The organism is Shinella sp. CPCC 101442 (assembly GCF_024704725.1).
In the GTDB taxonomy this organism is placed as follows: Bacteria; Pseudomonadota; Alphaproteobacteria; order Rhizobiales; family Rhizobiaceae; genus Shinella.
Genome location: NZ_JALIQS010000003.1, coordinates 974,418 through 995,119 on the forward strand (window position 1 = coordinate 974,418; position 20,702 = coordinate 995,119).

23 protein-coding genes are annotated in these 20,702 nt (G+C 63.8%); 9 read left to right on the forward strand and 14 right to left on the reverse strand.

Annotated features, from left to right (window positions below; all coding sequences use genetic code 11):
• Positions 1-2 precede the first annotated feature (2 nt).
• Complete coding sequence (locus MUO32_RS15185) at positions 3-1,259, reverse strand: hypothetical protein (protein ID WP_257949167.1); 1,257 nt, start codon at positions 1,257-1,259, stop codon at positions 3-5.
• A 272-nt stretch (positions 1,260-1,531) separates the two neighbouring features.
• Between MUO32_RS15185 and MUO32_RS15190 the strand changes: the two genes are divergently transcribed.
• Positions 1,532-5,083 carry a putative Ig domain-containing protein gene (locus MUO32_RS15190; RefSeq protein WP_257949168.1) on the forward strand — a complete coding sequence of 1,184 codons (3,552 nt, stop codon included), beginning with the start codon at positions 1,532-1,534 and terminating at the stop codon, positions 5,081-5,083.
• Positions 5,084-5,118: 35 nt separating this feature from the next.
• On the opposite strand, the gene MUO32_RS15195 is transcribed toward MUO32_RS15190, so the two are convergent.
• From MUO32_RS15195 to MUO32_RS15205, 3 genes are read right to left on the reverse strand one after another with little or no spacing between them, the layout of a single operon-like run.
• Entirely contained in the window at positions 5,119-5,673 is a 555-nt protein-coding gene (locus MUO32_RS15195) for a dual specificity protein phosphatase family protein (RefSeq protein ID WP_257949169.1), read from the reverse strand.
• A gap of 59 nt (positions 5,674-5,732) precedes the next feature.
• The gene (locus MUO32_RS15200; RefSeq protein WP_257949170.1) at positions 5,733-6,416 is read right to left on the reverse strand and encodes a GNAT family N-acetyltransferase; all 684 of its coding nucleotides are present in this window, start codon (positions 6,414-6,416) and stop codon (positions 5,733-5,735) included.
• Positions 6,413-6,907: a MarR family winged helix-turn-helix transcriptional regulator gene (locus MUO32_RS15205; RefSeq protein WP_257949172.1), complete on the reverse strand. Its 495-nt coding sequence runs from the start codon at positions 6,905-6,907 to the stop codon at positions 6,413-6,415. The genes MUO32_RS15200 and MUO32_RS15205 overlap by 4 nt, the downstream gene beginning before the upstream one ends.
• A gap of 132 nt (positions 6,908-7,039) precedes the next feature.
• On the opposite strand from MUO32_RS15205, the gene arsC reads away from it, so the two are divergent.
• A complete protein-coding gene (gene arsC / locus MUO32_RS15210) occupies positions 7,040-7,462 on the forward strand; it encodes an arsenate reductase (glutaredoxin) (RefSeq protein WP_257949173.1) in 423 nt (140 codons plus the stop codon).
• A 6-nt stretch (positions 7,463-7,468) separates the two neighbouring features.
• Here the strand turns inward: arsC and MUO32_RS15215 are convergent, their stop codons facing one another.
• Positions 7,469-8,587: a hypothetical protein gene (locus tag MUO32_RS15215; RefSeq protein WP_257949174.1), complete on the reverse strand. Its 1,119-nt coding sequence runs from the start codon at positions 8,585-8,587 to the stop codon at positions 7,469-7,471.
• A gap of 323 nt (positions 8,588-8,910) precedes the next feature.
• Here MUO32_RS15215 and MUO32_RS15220 point away from each other — a divergent pair, with 323 nt between their 5' ends.
• The gene (locus MUO32_RS15220) at positions 8,911-9,927 is read left to right on the forward strand and encodes a LacI family DNA-binding transcriptional regulator (RefSeq protein ID WP_257949175.1); all 1,017 of its coding nucleotides are present in this window, start codon (positions 8,911-8,913) and stop codon (positions 9,925-9,927) included.
• 2 nt (positions 9,928-9,929) lie between these two features.
• Here the strand turns inward: MUO32_RS15220 and MUO32_RS15225 are convergent, their stop codons facing one another.
• The 4 genes from MUO32_RS15225 to MUO32_RS15240 form a co-directional block, all read right to left on the reverse strand.
• Positions 9,930-10,973, reverse strand: a complete 1,044-nt coding sequence (locus tag MUO32_RS15225) for a Gfo/Idh/MocA family protein (RefSeq protein ID WP_257949176.1) — start codon at positions 10,971-10,973, stop codon at positions 9,930-9,932.
• 7 nt (positions 10,974-10,980) lie between these two features.
• Positions 10,981-11,766, reverse strand: coding sequence for a ThuA domain-containing protein (locus tag MUO32_RS15230; RefSeq protein ID WP_257949177.1), 786 nt, complete (start codon positions 11,764-11,766; stop codon positions 10,981-10,983).
• A 108-nt stretch (positions 11,767-11,874) separates the two neighbouring features.
• On the reverse strand, positions 11,875-12,216 hold the full coding sequence (locus tag MUO32_RS15235) for a multidrug efflux SMR transporter (protein ID WP_257949178.1): 342 nt from the start codon (positions 12,214-12,216) through the stop codon (positions 11,875-11,877).
• Positions 12,217-12,253: 37 nt separating this feature from the next.
• On the reverse strand, positions 12,254-12,814 hold the full coding sequence (locus MUO32_RS15240) for a TetR/AcrR family transcriptional regulator (RefSeq protein ID WP_257949179.1): 561 nt from the start codon (positions 12,812-12,814) through the stop codon (positions 12,254-12,256).
• 125 nt (positions 12,815-12,939) lie between these two features.
• On the opposite strand from MUO32_RS15240, the gene MUO32_RS15245 reads away from it, so the two are divergent.
• Positions 12,940-13,356, forward strand: coding sequence for a group II truncated hemoglobin (locus MUO32_RS15245; protein WP_257949180.1), 417 nt, complete (start codon positions 12,940-12,942; stop codon positions 13,354-13,356).
• 8 nt (positions 13,357-13,364) lie between these two features.
• Positions 13,365-13,730, forward strand: a complete 366-nt coding sequence (locus tag MUO32_RS15250) for a DUF423 domain-containing protein (protein WP_257949181.1) — start codon at positions 13,365-13,367, stop codon at positions 13,728-13,730.
• A gap of 9 nt (positions 13,731-13,739) precedes the next feature.
• Here the strand turns inward: MUO32_RS15250 and MUO32_RS15255 are convergent, their stop codons facing one another.
• The 5 genes from MUO32_RS15255 to MUO32_RS15275 form a co-directional block, all read right to left on the reverse strand.
• Positions 13,740-14,054: an antibiotic biosynthesis monooxygenase gene (locus tag MUO32_RS15255; RefSeq protein WP_257949182.1), complete on the reverse strand. Its 315-nt coding sequence runs from the start codon at positions 14,052-14,054 to the stop codon at positions 13,740-13,742.
• Between the two features lie 15 nt (positions 14,055-14,069).
• Positions 14,070-14,339, reverse strand: coding sequence for a hypothetical protein (locus MUO32_RS15260; RefSeq protein WP_257949183.1), 270 nt, complete (start codon positions 14,337-14,339; stop codon positions 14,070-14,072).
• Positions 14,336-14,728 (reverse strand): DUF2325 domain-containing protein, encoded by a 393-nt coding sequence (locus MUO32_RS15265; RefSeq protein WP_257949235.1) that lies wholly within the window; start codon positions 14,726-14,728, stop codon positions 14,336-14,338. The genes MUO32_RS15260 and MUO32_RS15265 overlap by 4 nt, the downstream gene beginning before the upstream one ends.
• Before the next feature lie 425 nt (positions 14,729-15,153).
• Complete coding sequence (locus MUO32_RS15270) at positions 15,154-16,050, reverse strand: energy transducer TonB (protein WP_257949184.1); 897 nt, start codon at positions 16,048-16,050, stop codon at positions 15,154-15,156.
• Between the two features lie 53 nt (positions 16,051-16,103).
• The gene (locus tag MUO32_RS15275; RefSeq protein WP_257949186.1) at positions 16,104-16,529 is read right to left on the reverse strand and encodes a hypothetical protein; all 426 of its coding nucleotides are present in this window, start codon (positions 16,527-16,529) and stop codon (positions 16,104-16,106) included.
• Between the two features lie 249 nt (positions 16,530-16,778).
• Between MUO32_RS15275 and MUO32_RS15280 the strand changes: the two genes are divergently transcribed.
• From MUO32_RS15280 to MUO32_RS15295, 4 genes are read left to right on the forward strand one after another with little or no spacing between them, the layout of a single operon-like run.
• Positions 16,779-17,825, forward strand: coding sequence for a hemin-degrading factor (locus tag MUO32_RS15280; protein WP_257949187.1), 1,047 nt, complete (start codon positions 16,779-16,781; stop codon positions 17,823-17,825).
• 13 nt (positions 17,826-17,838) lie between these two features.
• Positions 17,839-18,780 (forward strand): hemin ABC transporter substrate-binding protein, encoded by a 942-nt coding sequence (locus tag MUO32_RS15285; RefSeq protein WP_257949188.1) that lies wholly within the window; start codon positions 17,839-17,841, stop codon positions 18,778-18,780.
• Positions 18,767-19,885 (forward strand): FecCD family ABC transporter permease, encoded by a 1,119-nt coding sequence (locus tag MUO32_RS15290; RefSeq protein WP_374708657.1) that lies wholly within the window; start codon positions 18,767-18,769, stop codon positions 19,883-19,885. The genes MUO32_RS15285 and MUO32_RS15290 overlap by 14 nt, the downstream gene beginning before the upstream one ends.
• Positions 19,886-19,894: 9 nt before the next feature.
• Positions 19,895-20,683 (forward strand): heme ABC transporter ATP-binding protein, encoded by a 789-nt coding sequence (locus tag MUO32_RS15295; protein WP_257949189.1) that lies wholly within the window; start codon positions 19,895-19,897, stop codon positions 20,681-20,683.
• Positions 20,684-20,702 lie beyond the last annotated feature (19 nt).

The following is a 20,702-nucleotide window of genomic DNA, read 5'->3' on the forward strand; positions in this document are numbered from 1 at the left end:
CCCTACGTCTGCTTGCGGACCGAGGCGGCACCTGCCTGCAACGCGGGCGTACGGTCATGGCTTTCGCGGCCGCCCGGCGCAAATTTGAGGTAGCCGGCCAGGAACCAGAGCAGCGCTGCCACCTTGATCGAGAACACGGCGTTTCCGCCAATCATCATGTTCACGAAAAGAAAAATAGAAAGTAAATGCGCGAACCGGCGCTGCTCGGCCGTCTGGCCGGCCGGGAAGAGACAGACGAAGAGCCAGAAGAGCACGAGCCCGAAGACCGTTCCCGCATAGACGGCATAGACATAGCCGCTGTCGGCGAACTGCGCCGCCTTGGCGGCCTCGAGGCCGAGCAGCGCGAAGACGTCGATCTCCATGATATGCTTGACGGTCAGCACGACGCGCCCGTCCAGCGTATCGCCGTCCGCGCCGGGGCGCAGGAAGTAGACGACGAAACCGAGCACCAGCACCAGCGGCATGTAGACGAGCGTCCAGGCCGTCGGAATGCGCGGGAAGAGAAAATAGCCGGCAAGGCAGACGAACGAGAACATCAGCATGGTGCGGGAATCGTTCGTCAGCAGGATCAGGATGATCGTCGCGAAGAACAGCAGCCGCTCGCCGCGTTTCAGGTTGCCCCAGAATGTGGTGAGGAAAATGAGCAAAACGCCGCAGAAATTGGCGAGCGACACCTGCTCGAGGAAGATCGAGGCGGCGCGATGATCGATGATGCCGAAGGAGAAGCGGCCGGGAATGCGCAGCACGTTCTGGAACAGCTTGCTGCCGTCGAAGGAGATCTGTTCCAGGCCGCGCGTGTTCTCGAAATAGCTCATCGGGTAGAACAGCGTTCCGTAGAGATCGAGCAGGAAGATCTCGATCATCAGGCCGCCGAGCACGCACCAGCACGACCATTTGAACGCGGTGCGCACCGTTCCCCGGTTGGCCCATGTCCCGAGGATGGCAAAGCAGAAGATGATGAGCACGTTGCGGAAATAGTCGATGAAGACGGTGCGGTTGACCGCCGACATGTAGGCCGCCATCGCCAGTGTGAAGGCGGCGAAGAGAAGGACGCCGATATCCTCCTCGTAGAGCCCTTTGCGCAGGATGAAGACGAGGCCGGCGAAGAGGATGAGAATTTCCGTCAGTGCCACATGGGCAAAACCGAGCCGCATCACGTTCGCGTTGATCATCGCGAGCACGCAATTGTAGAGTACGGAAGAAAGCACGACGCCGATCACATAGTAATCGCGCGTCTCCAGGGTTCTGTTGTCTATCACTGCGCCCGACGCCGACGAATCGCTATCCGCGAAGGATAACAGAGCCGCGCATCGGGAAAAAGCGACGCCCGGCCCGAGGCGGGCGACAATTCAAAACAACCATCACGTTTACTTTCTCCGTCGCCGGATTGCACAGGCCTACGCAAGATGGTAGCTGTGTAGATACGCCATACGGGGAAGGCGCACTGCACCAGAACGAGAATGACATGGACCTGGCGGCCTCGCCGCCGGGTCGGAAGCTTGCGGCGCGATCTTGCCTTTGGGGACAGGCCATGACAGTCGCAGGCACGGACGAGATGCTCGTCAACAGCTATGTGGACGGCGCTCAGAGCGGGCCGCGCATCGCCGTGACGGACAATGGCGGCTGGGTGGTGACATGGATGTCCGACGGCCAGGACGGGTCGGACTTTGGCGTCTACCAGCAGGCCTTCTCCGCGGCCGGTCAGCCGCTCGGCTCCGAACGCCAGGTAAACGCCACACCGGACAACAAGCAGTATCAACAGCAGATCGCCGTCCTGCAGGGTGGCGGATGGGTGGTCGTCTGGCAATCCACCGGACAGGACGGATCGGGCAACGGCATCTACCAGCAGGTCTTCGACGCTGCAGGCGATCCAACGGGGCCTGAGACCCTTGTCAATTCCACCACGACCAACAGCCAGATCCTGCCGCAGATTGCCGCCCTTCCCGGCGGCGGCTGGGTCGTCACCTGGCAGTCCTATGGGCAGGATGGCTCCAACTGGGGCGTTTACCAGCAGGTCTACGGCGCCGATGGCCAGACGGTCGGCGCCGAGGCGCGCGTCAATGTAGCGACCGCCGGCGGCCAATCCGACGCCCGGATTGCTCTTCTCGCCAGTGGCGGCTGGGTGGTGATCTGGCATTCCGAAAGCCAGAACCAGGGCGGCCTGGATATCTTCCAGCGGGTTTTTGCCGCCGACGGCATCGCCCTCACCTCCGAAATGCGCGTCCATGTCGCCAGCGCCGGACACCAGACGAATGGACAGGTCACACTGCTTTCGGATGACGGATGGGTCGTCACATGGCAGGCGCCGGGCGCCTCGGGGCTCGACATTTTCCAGCGAGCCTTCAACGTCGATGGAACCGCACGCACCCCGGATATCCGCGTCAGCAGCCATGATTCCGGTGACCAGGTCTTGCCGAAAATCACGGCGCTCGCCGACGGATGGGTCGTCACATGGCAATCCGGCGGCCAGGACGACACGCTCAGCACCGGCATCTACCAGCAGGTCTTCGACAGCCAGGGCAACGCGCTCGGCGAGGAGCGGCAGGTCAATACCCATACGCCAGCCGATCAGGTCGAACCGGGGATCACCACGCTTTCGAATGGCGGATGGGTCGTCACATGGAACTCCTTCTATCAGGACGGCGACGTCGGGGGCGTCTATCAACAGGCCTTCAACGCAAACGGCGAGCCCGTCGGCGACGAGATCCGCATCAACATCCATACGACAGGGAGCCAGCTCCTGCCCGAAGTTAAGGCGCTGCCGAACGATGCCTGGATCGTCGCCTGGGAATCCAGCGACCAGGACGGCTCCGGCAACGGCATCTACCAGCGCGTCTTCTGGATCAACGACGCACCGACGGCAGAGGCCATCCCGCAACAGACCGCGCCGGAGGACCAGCCGTTCAGCTTCACGCTGGCGGCAAACACCTTCAAGGACCCGGATACGTTCGACAGTTTCACCCGAAGCGCGAAGCTGGAAAGCGGCGCTCCGCTTCCGGCCTGGCTGCATTTCGATCCGGCCACGGGAACATTTTCCGGCACGCCCGGGAATGACGATGTCGGCACGCTCCTCATCCGTGTGACTGCGACCGATACCAGCGGCGCGGCCGGATCGGAAACTCTCACGCTGGTCGTGCAGAATGTGAACGATGATCCGCAGGTCGTCGCCGCAATTCCGACGCGGACGGCGACCGAAGACCAGCCCTTCAGCTACACCGTTCCCGCCGGCACCTTCATCGATCCCGACACATCAGACACACTGGCCTACAGTACAAAACTCGCCAATGGCAGCGCCCTGCCAGCATGGCTCAAGTTCAATCCCACCACGCGCACGTTCTCGGGCACACCCGACAATGACGCCGTCGGTACTCTCGCCATCCGGATGACGGCGACCGACGCCAGCGGGAAAACGGCAGGCACCACGTTCAATCTGACAGTCACCAATGTGAACGACGACCCGCAGGTTGCCGCAACCATTCCCGCCCAGACAGCGACCGAAGACAAGGCCTTCACCTACACCGCCCCTTCCGGCATCTTCATCGACCCCGACAAGGCCGACACGTTGAGCTACAGCGCCAAGCTTGCAAGTGGCAGTGCCCTGCCCGGCTGGCTCAAATTCAATCCAGCCACGCGCACCTTCTCGGGCACGCCCGACAACGATGCCGTCGGCACGCTCGCCGTCCGCATGATAGCCGCCGACACCGGCGGGCGAACGGCACAAACCACCTTCAATCTGACCGTCGCCAATGTGAACGACGCCCCGCAGATCGCAGCCGTCATTCCCGCCCAGAAGGCAACGGAGGACAAGGCCTATACCTATTCCGTGCCTTCAACCGTCTTCGTCGATCCCGACAAGGCCGACACGCTGACCTACAGTGCGAAGCTTGCAAGCGGCAGCGCTCTGCCCGGTTGGCTCAAGTTCAATCCGGCAACGCGCACCTTCTCCGGCACGCCCGACAACGATGCCGTGGGTGTCCTCAGCATCCGCATGATCGCAACCGACACCGGCGGACGGACGGCGCAAACCACCTTCGCGCTCACCGTCGCCAATGTGAACGACCGGCCTATTCTACCGGCAACCACCGCCGCTGCCACCTTCGAGAACGCACCGCTCTTCCTCAACGTGCTTTCCCGCGCGCATGACGACGACGGCGATGTTCTCACGGTGACAGCCGCATCCGTCCGCTCCGGTTTCGGCAGCGTTTCCATCGCTGCGGACGGACGGCTGCGCTACGATCCGACCCTTGCCGCCAATCAGAACATCGGCGCTGGCGAGGCGAAGGCCGTTGTCATTCGTTATACCGTTTCCGACGGCAAGGGCGGCACGGCGGCGGCCGACATCACCCTCACGGTCAAAGGCATCTCGCCGGATATCTTCAAGGGCGGCGCCGGCAACGACACGCTGCGCGGCAGCAAGGACGGCGACGTCCTCTACGGCTATTCCGGCCACGATACGCTCGATGGCGGCACGGGTGCCGACCGCCTGTATGGCAGCATCGGCAACGACACCTACGTCGTCGACAATCTGAAAGACGTGACGGGCGAAAATGCCAATGAAGGCACCGACCTCGTCAAGGCCTCCATCAACTGGACCCTGAGCGCGAATACCGAGAACCTGACATTGACAGGCGCGGCACGGATCAACGGGATAGGCAACACCGTCGCAAACACGCTCGTCGGGAATACCGGCGACAACGTGCTCGATGGCCGCGCCGGCGACGACACGCTGACGGGCGGACGCGGCGCCGACGATCTCTATGGCGGGGCGGGCAAGGACCTCTTCGTTTTCCTCACCGCCGCGGATTCCACCGTGGCGACGGCGGGGCGCGATACGATCTTCGACTTCACCAAGGGCGACAGGATGGACCTGCGCCCTATTGACGCGAACCTGAAGCTCGCCGCCGACCAGGCCTTCACCTTCATCGGCACGGAAAAATTCCACAAGAAGGCGGGGGAGTTGCGCTACGACAAGGCGCTGTCCGACACCTATATCTACGGCGATACGAATGGCGATGGCCTTGCCGACTTCGCGATCCACCTCGACGATCCCGTCATCCTGGTGGCGGGCGATTTTATGCTCTAGCTTTTCCTGATCGCGTTATACGGTCCGGAGATGCTCTATGTACCGGCCATTTCCAGCGCTTCCCAGCTTTCGTCCATGGCGTAGGTCGGCGATAGCACCGGAATGCCGATATGACCGTAACGCACCGAAAGCTGTCGCTCGGCCGTCGCCTCATCCACCTTGGCAACCTTTGCGAGGTAGATGACGGAGACGAGGCCCGTGCGGTCGGCGCCGGACCGGCAATGGATGAGGATCGGTCGGGGAGCGTCCTTCAGGATCGCGACGAGCCGTGCGGCACCCTGCGCATCCAGGTGCTGGTCGGCAACCATCGGGAAATCGACGAGCCCGATTCCCAGGCGTTTTGCGGCCGCCACCTCATCCTCGTACCAGGCGGCATTTTCCTCCCGGCCCCGAAGATTGATGATCGTGCGGATACCGTAGCGTCCGGCATAGGCGGCGATATCGGCCGCCGTCGGTTGGTTCGAACGGTAGACTTCGCCGGGCACGACGGCTGCAAAATTGCCCGTGAGCTGAATGGTCACGAGATAGGTGCCGAGTGCTGCGGCGCCTAGGCCGAGGAAGAGTGCCGCCGTCTTGAAAAGTCCGTTCATCTGCGATCCTGCCGTTGATGGCTGCAGGATCGGTCATGCGGCTGACAGGGCGCTGAACGTCAGTCCGGCCGGCGCAGGGCCGCCACATGCATGGACCGCCGCTGCGAAAATCCGATCGCCTCGTAGAGCCCGATGGCGGCCGTGTTGCTGGCATAGGCATGAAGATACGGCTGGGCACCAGCCTCGAGGATCCGGGCGGCGACGTGGAGCGACAAGCGCCGCGCATGGCCCTTGCCGCGATGGTCGGGATGGGTGCAGACGCCGCTGAGTTCGGTATAGCCCGGCTGCTTCATGCGCTCGCCGGCCATCGCGACGATCCGCCCGCCCTCGCGCACGCCCCAGAAGCGGCCGAGCTCCTGCGATTTCAGCGAAAACGGCCCCGGCTTGGTGAGGGTGGCAAGTGTCATCATCTCTTCGGCGTCGCCCTCCCCGAGCGCCACGATGGCCTCGTCCGGTACAGCGGCGGGAACATTCTGCGCGACCATCTGAACCGCCTCCGCCGCGACCAGCACCTCGAAGCCGGCAGCTGGCGGAACGGGGTCGGCCTGTAGAAAATAGAGGGTTTCGCCGGGACGCACGAGCGCGGCAAAGTCGGCCATCGCCTCAGGCGTATCCATCTCCGTACCGGCAAAAGCCAGGAGCCCCGGCCTATAGCGGCGCGCAAGGCCGGCACCTTCGCCGAGCGCGGCATGAACGGTTGCAAGGGCGCTCCAGATCGGCCGATCGAGCAGGGTGTTCCTCATGGGCGGGTTCCTTCCGTATCGAGGGCGCGGCGGTGAAGCGGTTTTTCCCGAAGCGCATCCTCCAACTGGTCGAGCCGGTCGAGCAGGCTGCCATCGAGGGCATCGCAGACATTGCGCACCGCCGCTTCGATCACGGGCCAGATTTCCTGTTTCGAGCGGGCGACCAGCGCCTCGCCTTCGGGTGTCAGCGAGAGGCGGCGAATGCGCTGGTCGCTCTTCTCCTTGCGCGCGGTGAGGTAGCCTGCTTCGGCCAAGAGGCCCGCCGCGCGAGTGACGCCCGGCTGCGTGACGCCGAGCGCCTCCGAGAGCTCGCCGACCGACAACGGCCCCAGCCGGTCGATGGCGGCCAGCAACGGGTACTGCCCGGCCTGCAAGGTTACGTCCAGACGCTCCATGATGCGCTGGGTATCCGACTGCACCTGCTCTCCGATGCGCTTGAGGCGGCTGCCGAGGCAGAGGTAGCCGAGCATGCGCACAATATCGTCCGACATGAGTTCCATTCCCAGTTATATAACAAGTTATATTTATGATCGCACCTTCCGTCAAGTTGCGTCACGTCTTGACGTTCGCCGCATGACGCGTATGGCCTTCTCTGGACATGTGCTTGTGAAAAGGCCCGAAACATGGACGCGACGATCTATCACAACCCGAAATGCGGCACCTCGCGTAACACGCTGGCCCTCATCCGCAATGCGGGCATCGAGCCGACGATCATCGATTATCTCGCCACGCCGCCGTCAAAGGCCGAGCTGGCTGCGATGATCGCCGCAGCAGGGCTCACCATCCGAGAGGCCGTGCGCGAGAAGGACACGCCCTTTTCGGTGCTCGGCCTTGCCGACCCATCGCTCTCCGATGAAGCCTTGCTCGACCACATGATCGCCCATCCCATCCTCATCAACCGGCCCTTCGTCAAGACGCCGCTCGGCACGCGGCTCTGCCGTCCGTCGGAACAGGTGCTCGATATCCTTCCCGATACGCATTCAGGCCCCTTCGCGAAGGAAGACGGTGAGCAAGTGATCGGCGAGGACGGCAAGCGTCTCATCTGAGACCGCTCACGCTTCGGCCGCAACCGTTCTCGCGGCAAGCCCCAAAGCAGCGCGCAGCCGCGTCTCGCTTTGAAGAGTGAAGTCGCGGGCCATACGTCGCCCCCGCATCGCATCGTGCGGCGGCAGTGGACCGGCGAGACGAAGCGCGACGCCCTCCGCTGTCGCAGCCACATGCGGAATGTTTTCCACGGCGCAAAGGCGATGCGCGAGCGACCCCTCCCGCACGAAGACGGGAATGCCGAGCTGCGCGGCCCGACCGAGAACACCCGTGGCATGATCGCCAACCGGCGGATAAAGACACCAGACCAAATCGCTCGCCGCATAGGCGCCGAGCAGTTCGGCATCCGAGATGACGCGGTCGACGACCACCCCGCCCGCCCCGCGAAACGCCGTGGCGCGGTCGGCAAGCGCTGGTACCACCTTGCCGCAGGCAATGAAGCGGAAGCGGTCGCGCAACCCGGCGCAACGCCCGTAGCTTTCGGTGAAAAGATCGAACCCCTTCCGCGCACTCTGCCGGCCAAGGGACGTCAGGACCAGCCGATCGCCCGGCCGTCGTTCCTGCCGCAGGCATTCCACCGCCGCGCGCTCCTCATCCGTCAGGTCCCAAAGCTCGATGTCATAGATCCAGTCCCTTGCGACAAAGGCCGCCGCCGGAAGCACCGTGAAGGGAAGAATGGTCAGCGTCTGGACCGCTTCGAGACGCTTGAGCCAATGCAGAAGCGTGCGCTTGATCCGGTAGTGTAGGCGGCTCGACGCCACGAGGGGCATGGGACGCAGAAGCAGCCCCGCCGTTCGCCTGCCGACGGCCGCGCGCAACAGGCAGATGACGATGTAAGAAATGAAGGCGTCCTCGATCATCAGAAAGAGCACGGGCGCACGCGACAGAAGGATCCTGCCGAGGCCGGCTCGCCGGGCGCCGAACAGGCGATCCAGTGTGCGAAGATAGGCAGGCCGGCGTCCGGTCTGCGTGGCGCTGTAGACCAGAAACGTCTCCGGTCGACAGGGCGACTGTGCTGCCCCCATCCACCGAAACCAGCCGCTTGCCGCGCTCCGGCCCTCCTCCGCGACGAGATCCGACCGCGCAGACGGACCTGCTGCGGCAGCCCCATCTGTGCCCGCCAGCATGGCATCCCCCCGAAAATGATCGCCAAACTTTCCGCGCCGTCGCGCTGAAGGCGTTTTCCAGGACGCAGGTCAACGCCGCCTGCGCCATATAAAACCCGCATGCGCGTCCGGTCGAACCTTGTCCGAAACACAACCTTATCGTTAATAATATTACTTTAGCGTGCTATTTTGAGAATACAAGCAGCATTGTGCAACCTGACATCAGCGGCTTCTGAGAGCCGGCACCGGTCCCCCGAAAGAGATTCGCCCCTCCTCCGCACCTTCGCTTGCTGCATCGTATCGGACGGTTCATAAAGGCGGCGAACGACCGTCAGGGACGAAGGATGAACCTCAAGGAGTTTGCCGCTCGCATCGGCCTTTCCCAGACGACGGTAAGCCGTGCGATGAGCGGATATCCGGAGGTGAGGCCCGAGACGCGGGCGCGCGTGCTGGAAGCCGCGGAACGGCTCGGTTATCGGCCCAATATCAGTGCGCAGCGACTGGCGACCGGCCGCGCCGGCGCGATCGGCATCGTCTTCCGGGGCGGCGGGCGTTTCGGGCCGCATTCCAGCGAATTCATGGGCGGTCTTTCAACGCGCCTGCAAAAGGATGGCATCGATATTCTCCTCTCGACCGTCGAGACGGAGGACGACGAGGCCGCTGCCTATCGCCGGCTTGCCGCAAGCAAGAGAGTGGATGCCGTCATTGTTCATACACCCGCCTGCACGGACGACCGTATCGTGCTTCTTCGGGCACTCGGTCTGCCGTTCATCCTGCATGGACGCAGCGAGGCCAAAAAACCCTTCGCCTATCTCGACATCGACAATTTCGGCGCCATCGAAACGGCGACCCGGTACCTTGCCGGTCTCGGCCACCGCCGCATCGCGCTGATCAACGGCGATACCGCCAGCACCTATGCACGCGACCGCGACGACGGTTTTCGCGCCGCGCTCGAGGTTTGCGGCCTGTCGCTCGATGCTGCCCTCACCGGCCATGGCGAGTTCACGGACGAGACCGGCTTTCGGCTGATGCAAGCCTTCCTCGCCTTGCCCGCCCCACCGACCGCCGTCATCGCGGGCTCCATGATGTCGGCACTCGGTGCCATGCGAGCGATCCGCATCGCCGGGCTGACCGTCGGTCGCGACGTCTCGCTCATCGCCCATGACGACGTGTTCCCCTATCTGAGCCCCGACAATCTCATGCCGGCGCTCACCACGACGCAATCGCCGATCCGCGCGGCTGGCGAGCGGATCGGCGACATGGTCTTGCGGATGTTACAGGGCGAAGCGGTCGAGACCTTGCAGGAGGTGTGGCCGGTCGAATTCATCGTCCGCGGCTCGACAGGTCCGGCGCCGGCCTGACCTCAGACCTTCATTTCCCGACGCTCTTTCTCAGTCTCGATGGCGAGATCGAGAATCTTCTGCAGTTCCGCAGCATGGCGGAAACCGGGCTCGACCTGCTCGCCGGCCGCGACCGCCGCAGCGAAACGCTGATAGTTGGTCAGCACCGTACCGGCATCGATATCCCGCCATATTGCCTTCTCGACATCCTCGCCGAGGCAGCCGCGCAGTTGAGATCCCTCCGTCGAATGGATGACCTCCAGCGCGCCCTTGTCGCCATGCATGCGCAGGCGAAGCTCGTTGAGATGGCCCGTCGCCCAGCGGCTGGAGTGAATGACGCCGAGTGCGCCATTGGCGAAATCCACGGTCATGGTGAAGCTGTCATTGGCGTCGAGATCATATTCGCCGATGCGGTTGTCCGGCGCCTTGTCGAAGGCCTTGAGCCGGGCGAAGACGTGTTCCACGTCGCTGCCCGCGCCATAGCTGGCGAAATCGAGGATATGGATGCCGACGTCGCCGAGCACGCCGTTCGAGCCGTGCCGGGTGGAAAGACGCCAGAGCCATTGGCTTTCCGTCGCCCAGTTGCCCCAGGCCTTGGAGACGAGCCAGCTTTGCAGGTAGGAGGCTTCGACGTGGCGCACGCGGCCGATCTCGCCCGCCAGCACCATTTCGCGCGCCCTCTGCAAGGGTGCGACATTGCGATAGGTGAGGTTGACCATGGTGACCAGCCCGGAGGCTTCGGCCGCACGCGCCATCTCGTCGGCCTTGGCGTAGGTCTCCGCCAAGGGCTTCTCGCACATGACATGTTTGCCCGCAGCCAGCAGCGCCAGCGTCGTCGGATGATGCGCGCGGTCGGGCGTCACATTGGTTGCCGCGTCGAATTCGCCCCAGGCGATCGCGTCTTCCAGCGAGGTGAAGACGTTGGGAATGCCGTGCGTATCAGCAAACGCTTTTGCGCGCGAGGGGTCCACATCGACGGCGCCGACCAGTTCGACGCCATCGATTGCGGCAAAGTGCTGGGCATGGGTATTGGCCATGCCGCCGGTTCCAAGAATGAGAAGACGCATGAAAACCTCAGCGGTATCCGGCTTCGCCGGCCTGGTGGAGTCTCGGGCCGCGCTCGACGATCGGCTCCAGCGCATTCTCGACCGGTACATTCGGCGCATCGTGGATGGCCGTATAGGTGCCCTGCGGGTTGAAGGCCCATTTCACGCCGTTGACCAGCACCTTCTGGACATTGGCATCGTGATAGGTCGGATAGGTCTCGTGGCCGGGGCGGAAATAGAAGATGTTGCCCGCACCACGGCGCCAGGTCAGGCCCGAACGGAAGACCTCGCCGCCGGCAAACCAGGAAATGAACACCGTCTCGAGCGGCTCGGGAACGGAAAACTGCTCGCCGTACATTTCCTCGTTTTCAAGCACGAAATTGTCGCCGAGGCCCTCGGTTATGGGATGGCGCGGATTGATGTTCCACAGCCGCTCGCGCTCGCCGGCCTCGCGCCATTTCAATGCGCAGGGCGTGCCCATCAGCCGCTTGAAGATTTTCGAGAAGTGGCCGGAATGCAGCACGAGAAGGCCCATGCCCTCCCAGACGCGCTTTGCGACGCGCTCGACCACCGCGTCATCGACGGCGCCGTGGTCCTTATGCCCCCACCAGATCAGCACGTCCGTCTCGGCAAGACGCGCTTCCGTCAGGCCGTGTTCCGGCTCTTGAAGAGTCGCGGTCGTCGCCGAAATCGCGGCATCCCTGTTCAGCGCATCCGCGATCGTGTTGTGCATGCCGTTCGGATAGATCGAGCGGACGACTTCATTCGTCTGCTCGTGAATATTCTCACCCCATACGATGGTGCGGATTGCCATGGGTCTTACCTCTCGATTCCGTAAAATTGAAAGCGGTTTCAAATTTACGGAATCGATAAGGCCCGGCCCCGCTTTTGGCAAGCGGGTGCGTTTCAATTCCAGCCTCTTTCAATGAAAAGTCGACTTGGAGAAAAGGTTCAGCACAAGAACGCCGGCAATGATGAGGCCGAGACCACAAATGGCGGCGAAATCGAGCTTCTGGCCGAAAACGAAGTAGCCCACGACCGAGATCAGCACGATGCCGAGGCCACTCCAGATGGCGTAGGCGATGCCGACGGGAATGTAGCGCAGGCTCCACGACAGGAAGAAGAAAGCGATGGCGTAGCAGACGATCATCATGGCCGTCGGCACCACGCGGGTAAAATGCTGCGCGGCCTGCATGGCGGACGTGCCGAGCACTTCAAAGACGATGGCGACGACGAGAACGGCATAGACGACGGTGAGGTTCATGGGTCTGTCTCCGGCGCGGGGCGCCCAAAAATTCGGGTCAGAGGCGTGAGATCGCCAGCAGCTTGTCCATCATGGCGGCGCGGTTTGCCGCGTCGATCGTGGGCGAGCCAAGCAGGTCGGCAAGCCAGAGGCCGTCCACCGCATAGCGCACCAGCATGGCATCGAGCGCCGAGTCCGTACCGACATTCTCCGAAAGATGGCGTTCCACCCAATGGCGCCAGCGCTCGCGCAGGTGCGGTTCCGAAATCAGCGCGATCGTCAGCACCTGCCACTTCTCGCCATCCGCCATGCCCTCGGGCTGGAAGAAAACCGAGACATAGGCGCGGGTGAAACGGCCCTTCGGCTCGGGATCGTCGCGCATTTTCTCGGCCAGCGCCTGGTCGAGCCTGTCCGTGAGGTCGGCGAAAAGGCCGTCGAGCAGCGACAGCTTGTTGGGAAAGTGATGCAGCAGGCCACCCTTGCTGACGCCAGCCGCCTGTGAGACCGCATCGAGCGTGACGCTCGCCGGCCCCTTCTCCAGCGACAGCTTTGCCGCGACCTCCAGCAATTGCTGGCGGACGGCTTCGGGATGTTTTTTGCGATGGTGTGCCTGGCTCATTCTTAAAACATACCGTCTGGACGGTTTCTTGTCAATCCACTGAAAACACGCTGCTTGGCGCGCTTCGTCGCAGTCGATCGGGTCGGCATTGCCTGCGGCGGAACGCGGCGCTAAGACCTTGGGCCATGACGGATACGAACGAGAACCAAAGCAAGCAGGGCGAGACGATCACGCTCTATGAAGCCGTCGGCGGCGATGCCGCCGTGCGGGCGCTGACGCGCCGCTTCTACGCGCTGATGGACACCCTGCCGGAGGCCGCGCGCTGCCGCGCAATCCATCCTCCGGATCTCTCCGGAAGCGAGGAAAAGCTCTACGAATACCTGACGGGCTGGCTCGGCGGGCCACCCCTCTATACGGAAAAGCGCGGCCATCCCATGCTGCGCCGCCGCCATTTCGCCGCACCGATCGGCCCGGCCGAGCGCGACGAATGGTTGCTCTGCTTCGTCCAGGCTCTGGAGGAAACGGTGCCGGGCGAAGGCCTGCGGAAAATCATTCTCGAGCCCGTAACAAGGCTCGCCCATCACATGCAGAACCAGGAATAGGAAGCCCCATGTCGTTTTCGCTGCGCTCTGCCAGCCTTCTCGTTGCCGGCCTGATGGGGCTGGCGGGCGTCGTTGCCGCCGCCGCCGCCTCGCATGGCAGCGATCCGCGCCTGATGGCCGGCGCCTCGGCCATGTGCCTCGCGCACGCACCGGCGCTGGTGGCGCTCTATGCCGCGTGGCCGTCGATGCGTGCCGCCCCCTTCGCGGCGATCCTGCTCGCGCTCGGCACCGCGCTCTTTGCCGGAGACCTCGTTTTCCGCCATTCGACAGGATACGGGCTCTTCCCCATGTCGGCGCCGACGGGCGGAGTGATCATGATGGCGGGATGGCTGGTGGTGGCGCTCGCGCCGTTCCTGCCGAGGAAAGACAACTGAGGCTGGGCCTCAAGCGCCTTCGACGGCGCTGAAACCTTCGAATTTCGGCGGCCCGAGATAGATCGCCTTGTTCTCGGTCGCATTCTTGTGGGCAGCCCGGAAATTCTCCGACTTCGTCCAGGCGACGAAGTCGTCCTTGCTGGCCCAGATCGAATGGGAGGCGAAGAGGGTAAAACCCTCTTCGGTATTCGTGTCGCCCCGCAGGAGATGGAAGGACTGGAAGCCCGGCATCTCCGCCAGGCTCGACTCCCGCCCCTTCCATATCGCCTCGAACGCCTCTTCGTGGCCGATGGCGATCCGGAAGCGGTTCATGGCGAAGAACATGTCAAACCTCAGTCGTTAGACGGAATCCCGCCGGATACGGCGCGGTGCGGGAAAGGCTACGACATTGTCGTTGCGCGCTTCAAGTGCGCGCGTGTCTTCGAAGCTTGTGGCACGCGCCGGCGGGCGGGCGCTCGCCAGCGGGAACTCCGTGACATTCTCGCTCTCCAGCATGTCGGCGCGGCGGGTCAGAAGAGCATACAATTCCGGCACCAGGCCGTCGCCGTTCTGTGCGGCCAGTTTATGCAGGCCGATCATCATGAAGGCTTCGGGTCTTTCGTCACTCACTGCGCATTGTCTCCCTGGCTCATGCTCTGCAGGGCGCGCTCGAAGGAGGATTTGCTGCCGTTGCGCAGCGGCACGAAGGCCTTTTCCCACTTCTTGCAGCCCGTTTTCACGCGGATGCAGGCATCATGGCTGATACAGTCGATGGGGCAGAAGACGCAGTCGACCGAAGGCAGCACGTTGTCGATGCGCGACACCGCTTCGCGCAGGCCGCCATCATGGTGGATGAGATTCGCGCCGTAGGAGCTGGCGATCTGGCGCAGATGGGCCACCTGGCAATCCCGGCCGCCGACATAGAGGAAGCTGCGCCCCTCGAGTCCTGCCTTGGCATCGGCCTTGTCGCCCGTCTCGGCCTCCCGGCGGGCCTGCTGCTGCCTGTGCTTCTCGCGCATCGCCTTCCTCTCCGCTTCGCCGGTCCGGCGTTTGACTTTGCTGATTTCCACGCTGCGGGGTGCCGGCTGCGCCTGCACCTCGATACGCGGCGCAGCCTCAACGACCACTGCCGCGGCGCCTTGTGCAGCCACCGGCGCGTCCGGCACTGCGGCGGCCATCTGCTTCTTCAGCGCGTTAAGCTGGCGCTCCAGATCGGCGATCCGCCGGTCGCGCTCGGCAATCGCCGCCTTCAAGACCGATTCGATACGGCCAGCCGTCATTCCATTCATGCAGCATTCCCCTTTGGCACTCCGCATTGACGGAGCCTCAGTTCGGCTGCAACCTACAAAACATGAGTATCAGAGTAAAGTATAAACATGACTATGAAAGTCATATTTTCGTGCAAAAAATTCCCGCCGGATCGCTCGCGGCGGGAACTGGCATCCTACTTAAAGACAATCGGCACATTGAAGGGCCAGCTCGACCGTCCCGCACCTTCCGGAATCTTCGGGAAGGGCGATGCGCGCTGCACCGATTCGAGCGCCGCCTGGTCGAGCGCAGCGGAGCCGGAACTGCGCGCCACCCGGACGCCGCTCGCCTGCCCGCCCGCGCTGACCGTGAAGCTGACCACCACGGTGCCGCGGTCGCCGCCCTTGACCCGCCGCTTGGCGCGGTTGATCTTGTTGCGGACCTTGCCCTTGTAGTTGCTGACGGCGGCATCGCCCGCCACGGACGAATTGCCCTTCTTCTGGCCGCCGACAGCCTCGGTCTTCGCCTCGTCCGAGCCATCGATCGAACCCTTCTTGAGGCTCTGGGCGGACTTGCCGTCGTCGCCGGCCTTCCTGACCGGCTTTTCCTTCGGCTTTTTGCGTTCGACCTTCTTGACCGGCTTTTCCTTCTTCACCTCGGGGACCGGCTTGATCTCTTCTTCCGGCTCGATTTCCGGCTTGATCTCAGGGACCGGAACGGCGGCGATCTCCACGTCCGCGGAGGGAACGATCAGCTCCTGCACCGGTTCCGACACGACGGGATCGGTCGGCGAGACGATCTCGGTCGTCTCCGGCTGGATTTCGGTCGGCTGGATTTCCGTCACTTGCTGAGGCTCGGGCTCGCTCACATCGGGCTCGACGGTCTCAGGCTTGATGACATCCTCGATCTTGCCCGATTCCATGGCGTCGAAGGCGTTGCTACCCAGCATCGCCACTTCCGCGACGACGCCGCCGGCGATCATCGCCGGCTCCTCTTCCTGTGCGGGCGACATGGTCAGGATGGCTGCGGCGGTCGCATGCGCCAGCAGGGAAAGTGCGCCACCGCCGAACCAAAGCCACTTGCTTCCAGACATCTTGCTCACCCGTCATTCATTTACGCATTCGGCGCGTCATGCGCCCGATAGTATCAACCCTCGAGGCCGGCCGCCGCCTTGCTGCGCGTGACGATGCCATCCATGCAGCGGCCCTTTTCGATGTCCGCGCCTTCGCAGACCGGCGCGTCGTTGATCAGCAGGTTCTTCACGCTCTCGCACTTGACGCCGGGCACGTCGAACTGACGCACCTTGGATTTTCCAGCCGGCAGGTCGCGGAAATCAAGCAGCGCCAGGCGCTCGACCGTGCCCTTGTCGTTGAAGATCACGAATTCGAAGGAGACCTTGGAAAGATCGTTTTCCAGCCCGTTTCCGGCGACGAAGGTGAAAAGGCACCCCTTCTGCGAACTCGCCAGCGCGTTCAGCTCCACGTCCAGCCCCTTGGCAGCCTCCTGGGCTGCAACGCCGGAAACGGCGGCAGCGGACAAGAGCGCGGATAGAAGAAGCGTGCGTACGGTCATGGTGTCGCCTGTGCTAAAGTGCGGTTCGGGTGCCGGCCGAAGGTCCCGGCCACGATCATCAGCCCGCCGCCATCGGAAGAATTAACATGACTTTAAGGCGCCGGTATTGCGTGCATAGATAAATATGAGTAATGAAGTCAAGATAGTAATCGCCAATTTCCCGGCAAACCACTGTTCTGCCTACATAATTTTCCGGCGGAAAAGATTGGGCACGGGAAGGCGCCCTGCATAGCGACGAAGGCCGAGCCCATGACTGAAACGACCCGACCGACCCCTGCCGAAATCCGCGCCTTCCGCGCCGAAAACCCGAAGATGCGCGAGCGCGACATCGCCGCCCAGCTCAACATCTCCGAAGCCGCCCTCGTCGCGGCTGAAGTCGGGCTCACCGCGATCCGCATCGATGCCGATGCCAACCGGTTCCTGGAGCGCTCCGAGGCGCTTGGCGAGATCATGGCGCTGACCCGCAACGAGAGCGTGGTGCACGAGAAGATCGGCGTTTTCGAAAAGATCACCACGGGCAAACACGCCTCGATCGTACTCGGCGAGAACATCGACCTGCGCATCTTCCCCGGCACATGGGCGCATGGCTTCGCCGTCACCAAGACGGATGGCGATCAGGTCCGGCGCAGCCTGCAGTTCTTCGACAAGGCCGGCATGGCCGTGCACAAGGTGCACCTGCGCCCCGCCTCCAACCTCGAAGCCTATGAGGCGATCGTCGCCGATTTCCGCCTGGAAGACCAGTCGCAGGACTTCACCGAAGTCGTCTCCACCAAGGTCGAGGAGACCGGTCCGGTCGATGTCGCGGCACTGCGCGAAAGCTGGGCAGCCATGACCGATACGCACCAGTTCTTCGGTCTGCTGCGCAAACTGAAGATCGCCCGCCAGGATGCCGTGCGCAGCGTCGGCGAGGATTTCGCCCATGAGGTGCGCGCCGATGCCGTCGGCGACCTGATGCGCGGTGCCGCCGAGCGCGATGCCGACATCATGTGCTTCGTCGGCAATCACGGCACGATCCAGATCCACACCGGCACCGTGAAGAACATCCAGCCGATGGGCCCGTGGCTCAACGTCATGGACCCGACCTTCCACATGCACCTGCGCATGGACCATATCGCCGAGTGCTGGGTCGTGCGCAAGCCGACCGTCGACGGCTTCGTCACCTCGCTCGAAGCCTATGACGCGAGCGGCGAAATGATCATCCAGTTCTTCGGCAAGCGGAAAGAAGGCATGACCGAGCGTGCCGACTGGCGCGAAATCCTCGCCAGCCTGCCGCGTCCCGACAGCGTCGCAGCGTAAGAAGGATCCGACCATGAGCAAGAGCTTCGACTTCCGCCGCGCCCGCCCGTGGGAAGTGGCACTGACCGTCTTCGCCCTGTCCGCACCGCTGCTTCTGCCGCTCGCCGCACCCGGCGCCGGTGGTTTTATCCGCAAGGCGGTGGCCGAGGACATGCAGAAGGTCGATAGCTCGAAGCTCGTGGCGATCGGCGGCGCGGTAACGGAAATCGTCTATGCGCTTGGCGAAGGCGGCCGGCTGGTCGCGCGCGATTCCACCAGCACCTTCCCCGAGGAAGCGCTGAAGCTGCCCGATGTCGGCTACATGCGCCAGCTCTCGCCGGAGGGTGTTATCGCCGTCAACCCGACCGCGATCCTTGCCGTCGAAGGCAGTGGCCCGCCGGATGCGCTGGCGGTGCTGAAGAGCGCCGGCATCCCCTTCGAGACCGTGCCCGAGGGGTATGACCGCGCAGCGATCCTGAAGAAGATCGACGTCGTCGGCAAATTCCTCGGTGCGGAAGACAAGGCGAAGGAATTGGAAGCGCAGGTCGGCGCCGACCTCGATGCAGCCATCGCCGATGCCGCCAAGCGGCCGGAAACCGAACGCAAGCGCGTGCTCTTCATCCTGAGCTTCCAGAACGGCAAGGTGATGGCGGCGGGTGGCCACACGGCCGCCGCCGGCATCATCGCCCTAGCCGGGGCGGTCAATGCGACGGAAGGCTCTTTCGAAGGCTACAAACCGCTCACCGACGAGGCGATCATCGAGGCGAAGCCCGATGTGATCATGGTCATGAGCCGCCCCGGCAGCGGTGCAAGCGACGCGGAAATTCTGGCGCACCCCGCCATCTCCGTGACGCCGGCTGCGGCAAAAAAGGCGATCCTGCGCATGAACAGCCTGCATCTTCTGGGCTTCGGGCCCCGCACGGCCTCCGCTATCCGCGATCTCAACAAAGAACTTTACGGCAATGTCTCTCAATGATGCCGTGCGCGGCAACAGCGCGCGCGGACTTTCCCTGATGCGCTCCGCCCAGTCCCCGGTCGCCGGCGACCGGGCGGCGATCGCACGCCTGACGCTCGCCGTTCTGGTCGTCGTCTCGCTCGCCGCACTCGCGCTGTCGATCACGACCGGCGCCTCCGACGCTTCGGCGATCAATGTGATCGCCGCGCTGTTCAGCGGCGCGGAAGAGACGGCGCTGAGCGTGCGCGACCGTATCATCGTCTTCGACATCCGCATGCCCCGCGCGCTGCTGGGTTTCCTGATCGGTGCGGCCCTTGCCATGTCCGGCGCGGTCATGCAGGGCCTGTTCCGCAATCCGCTTGCCGATCCCGGCCTTGTGGGCATCTCCTCGGGCTCGGCGCTCGGCGCGGTGCTGATGATCGTGCTCGGCGCGAGCCTGCCGGCCGGTCTGATGCTGACGCTCGGCGCCTTCGCCCTGCCGCTTGCCGCCTTCATTGGCGGCCTCCTGACGACGCTCCTGCTCTACCGCATCGCCACGCGCAGCGGGCAGACCTCCGTCGCGACGATGCTCCTGGCCGGCATCGCCATTGCCGCCCTTGCCGGCGCCGTCACCGGCATCCTCATCTACATGGCCGATGACAAGCAGCTGCGCGACATCACCTTCTGGAGCCTCGGTTCGCTCTCGGGCATGACCTGGGCGAAGCTTTTTGCCGCCGGACCGATCATCCTGCTTGCACTCCTTGTCGTTCCCTTCCTGTCGCGCGGTCTCAACGCCATCACGCTCGGCGAGGCGGCGGCCTTCCACATGGGCGTGAAGGTGCAGCGGCTGAAATACATTGCCGTTGTCGCGGTGGCCGGCGCCGTCGGCGCCTCCGTCGCCGTCAGTGGCGGCATCGGCTTCGTCGGCATCGTCGTGCCGCATCTCCTGCGCATCGTCATCGGCCCGGATCACCGCTACCTGCTGCCGGCGTCCGCCCTCTTCGGCGGCGTGCTGATGCTCGGCGCGGACATGCTGGCACGCACCATCGTCGCGCCCGCCGAGCTGCCGATCGGCATCATCACGGCGCTCGCCGGTGCGCCCTTCTTCCTCTGGGTCCTCCTGCGCGACCGCACGCGCAGCGGCTGATAGGCACTCATGATCACCGCAAAGAACCTCACGGTCGCCCTGTCCGGCAAGACCATCGTGCATGGCGTGTCGCTCACCGCCAAGGCCGGCGAACTGACCGCCATCGTCGGCCCCAACGGCTCCGGCAAGACGACGACGATGAAGGCGCTGGCCGGCGAACTGCCGAGCAAGGGCGAAATTACCATCAACGGCCATGCCCTTGGGGCGCTCGAACCCTGGCAGCTCGCCGTCAAGCGTGCGGTGCTGCCGCAGGCCGCGACCATCGCCTTTCCCTTCACCGTGCGCGAGATCGTGCGCATGGGCCTCACCGTCGGCCCGAACCGCCATGCCGAGCGCATCGAGGCCATCACGGCCGAAGCACTTGCCGCCGTCGACCTGTCTGGTTTCGCCGGCCGCTTCTACCAGGAACTTTCGGGCGGCGAGCAGCAGCGCGTGCAGCTCGCGCGCGTGCTCTCGCAGATCTGGGAGCCGGTGCTCGACGGCGAACCCTGCTTCCTGATGCTCGACGAGCCGGTTTCCGCCCTCGACATCCGCCACCAGCTCACCATCATGACCCTCGCCCGGCGCTATTGCGAAGGCGGCGGCGGGGTGATCGCCGTCATGCACGACCTCAACCTCACCGCCATGTTCGCCGACCATATGGTGATGATGAAGAACGGCCGGATCGAACGGTCGGGCGCACCTGCCGAAGTCATGACAGACGACTCCATGGAAGCCGTTTTCGGCTGCCGCATGCGTATCAACGGCGTGCCGGCCTCCGGCGTGCCCTTCGTGCTGCCCCATACCGCTTCGGCCTGATTTTCCAGCGTCTTACGGA

What these genes read in the sequence shown, in the direction of transcription:
- MUO32_RS15265 (WP_257949235.1), bottom strand. Translation starts at nt 14,728, where the DNA reads ATGCGCGAGAAGCACAGGCAGCAGCAGGCCCGCCGGGAGGCCGAGACG.
- MUO32_RS15245 (WP_257949180.1), top strand. Translation starts at nt 12,940, where the DNA reads ATGACGGATACGAACGAGAACCAAAGCAAGCAGGGCGAGACGATCACG.
- MUO32_RS15290 (WP_374708657.1), top strand. Translation starts at nt 18,767, where the DNA reads ATGTCTCTCAATGATGCCGTGCGCGGCAACAGCGCGCGCGGACTTTCC.
- MUO32_RS15295 (WP_257949189.1), top strand. Translation starts at nt 19,895, where the DNA reads ATGATCACCGCAAAGAACCTCACGGTCGCCCTGTCCGGCAAGACCATC.
- MUO32_RS15255 (WP_257949182.1), bottom strand. Translation starts at nt 14,054, where the DNA reads ATGTTCTTCGCCATGAACCGCTTCCGGATCGCCATCGGCCACGAAGAG.
- MUO32_RS15280 (WP_257949187.1), top strand. Translation starts at nt 16,779, where the DNA reads ATGACTGAAACGACCCGACCGACCCCTGCCGAAATCCGCGCCTTCCGC.
- MUO32_RS15195 (WP_257949169.1), bottom strand. Translation starts at nt 5,673, where the DNA reads ATGAACGGACTTTTCAAGACGGCGGCACTCTTCCTCGGCCTAGGCGCC.
- MUO32_RS15190 (WP_257949168.1), top strand. Translation starts at nt 1,532, where the DNA reads ATGACAGTCGCAGGCACGGACGAGATGCTCGTCAACAGCTATGTGGAC.
- arsC (WP_257949173.1), top strand. Translation starts at nt 7,040, where the DNA reads ATGGACGCGACGATCTATCACAACCCGAAATGCGGCACCTCGCGTAAC.
- MUO32_RS15230 (WP_257949177.1), bottom strand. Translation starts at nt 11,766, where the DNA reads ATGGCAATCCGCACCATCGTATGGGGTGAGAATATTCACGAGCAGACG.
- MUO32_RS15225 (WP_257949176.1), bottom strand. Translation starts at nt 10,973, where the DNA reads ATGCGTCTTCTCATTCTTGGAACCGGCGGCATGGCCAATACCCATGCC.
- MUO32_RS15275 (WP_257949186.1), bottom strand. Translation starts at nt 16,529, where the DNA reads ATGACCGTACGCACGCTTCTTCTATCCGCGCTCTTGTCCGCTGCCGCC.
- MUO32_RS15200 (WP_257949170.1), bottom strand. Translation starts at nt 6,416, where the DNA reads ATGAGGAACACCCTGCTCGATCGGCCGATCTGGAGCGCCCTTGCAACC.
- MUO32_RS15250 (WP_257949181.1), top strand. Translation starts at nt 13,365, where the DNA reads ATGTCGTTTTCGCTGCGCTCTGCCAGCCTTCTCGTTGCCGGCCTGATG.
- MUO32_RS15240 (WP_257949179.1), bottom strand. Translation starts at nt 12,814, where the DNA reads ATGAGCCAGGCACACCATCGCAAAAAACATCCCGAAGCCGTCCGCCAG.
- MUO32_RS15235 (WP_257949178.1), bottom strand. Translation starts at nt 12,216, where the DNA reads ATGAACCTCACCGTCGTCTATGCCGTTCTCGTCGTCGCCATCGTCTTT.
- MUO32_RS15270 (WP_257949184.1), bottom strand. Translation starts at nt 16,050, where the DNA reads ATGTCTGGAAGCAAGTGGCTTTGGTTCGGCGGTGGCGCACTTTCCCTG.
- MUO32_RS15285 (WP_257949188.1), top strand. Translation starts at nt 17,839, where the DNA reads ATGAGCAAGAGCTTCGACTTCCGCCGCGCCCGCCCGTGGGAAGTGGCA.
- MUO32_RS15205 (WP_257949172.1), bottom strand. Translation starts at nt 6,907, where the DNA reads ATGTCGGACGATATTGTGCGCATGCTCGGCTACCTCTGCCTCGGCAGC.
- MUO32_RS15215 (WP_257949174.1), bottom strand. Translation starts at nt 8,587, where the DNA reads ATGCTGGCGGGCACAGATGGGGCTGCCGCAGCAGGTCCGTCTGCGCGG.
- MUO32_RS15220 (WP_257949175.1), top strand. Translation starts at nt 8,911, where the DNA reads ATGAACCTCAAGGAGTTTGCCGCTCGCATCGGCCTTTCCCAGACGACG.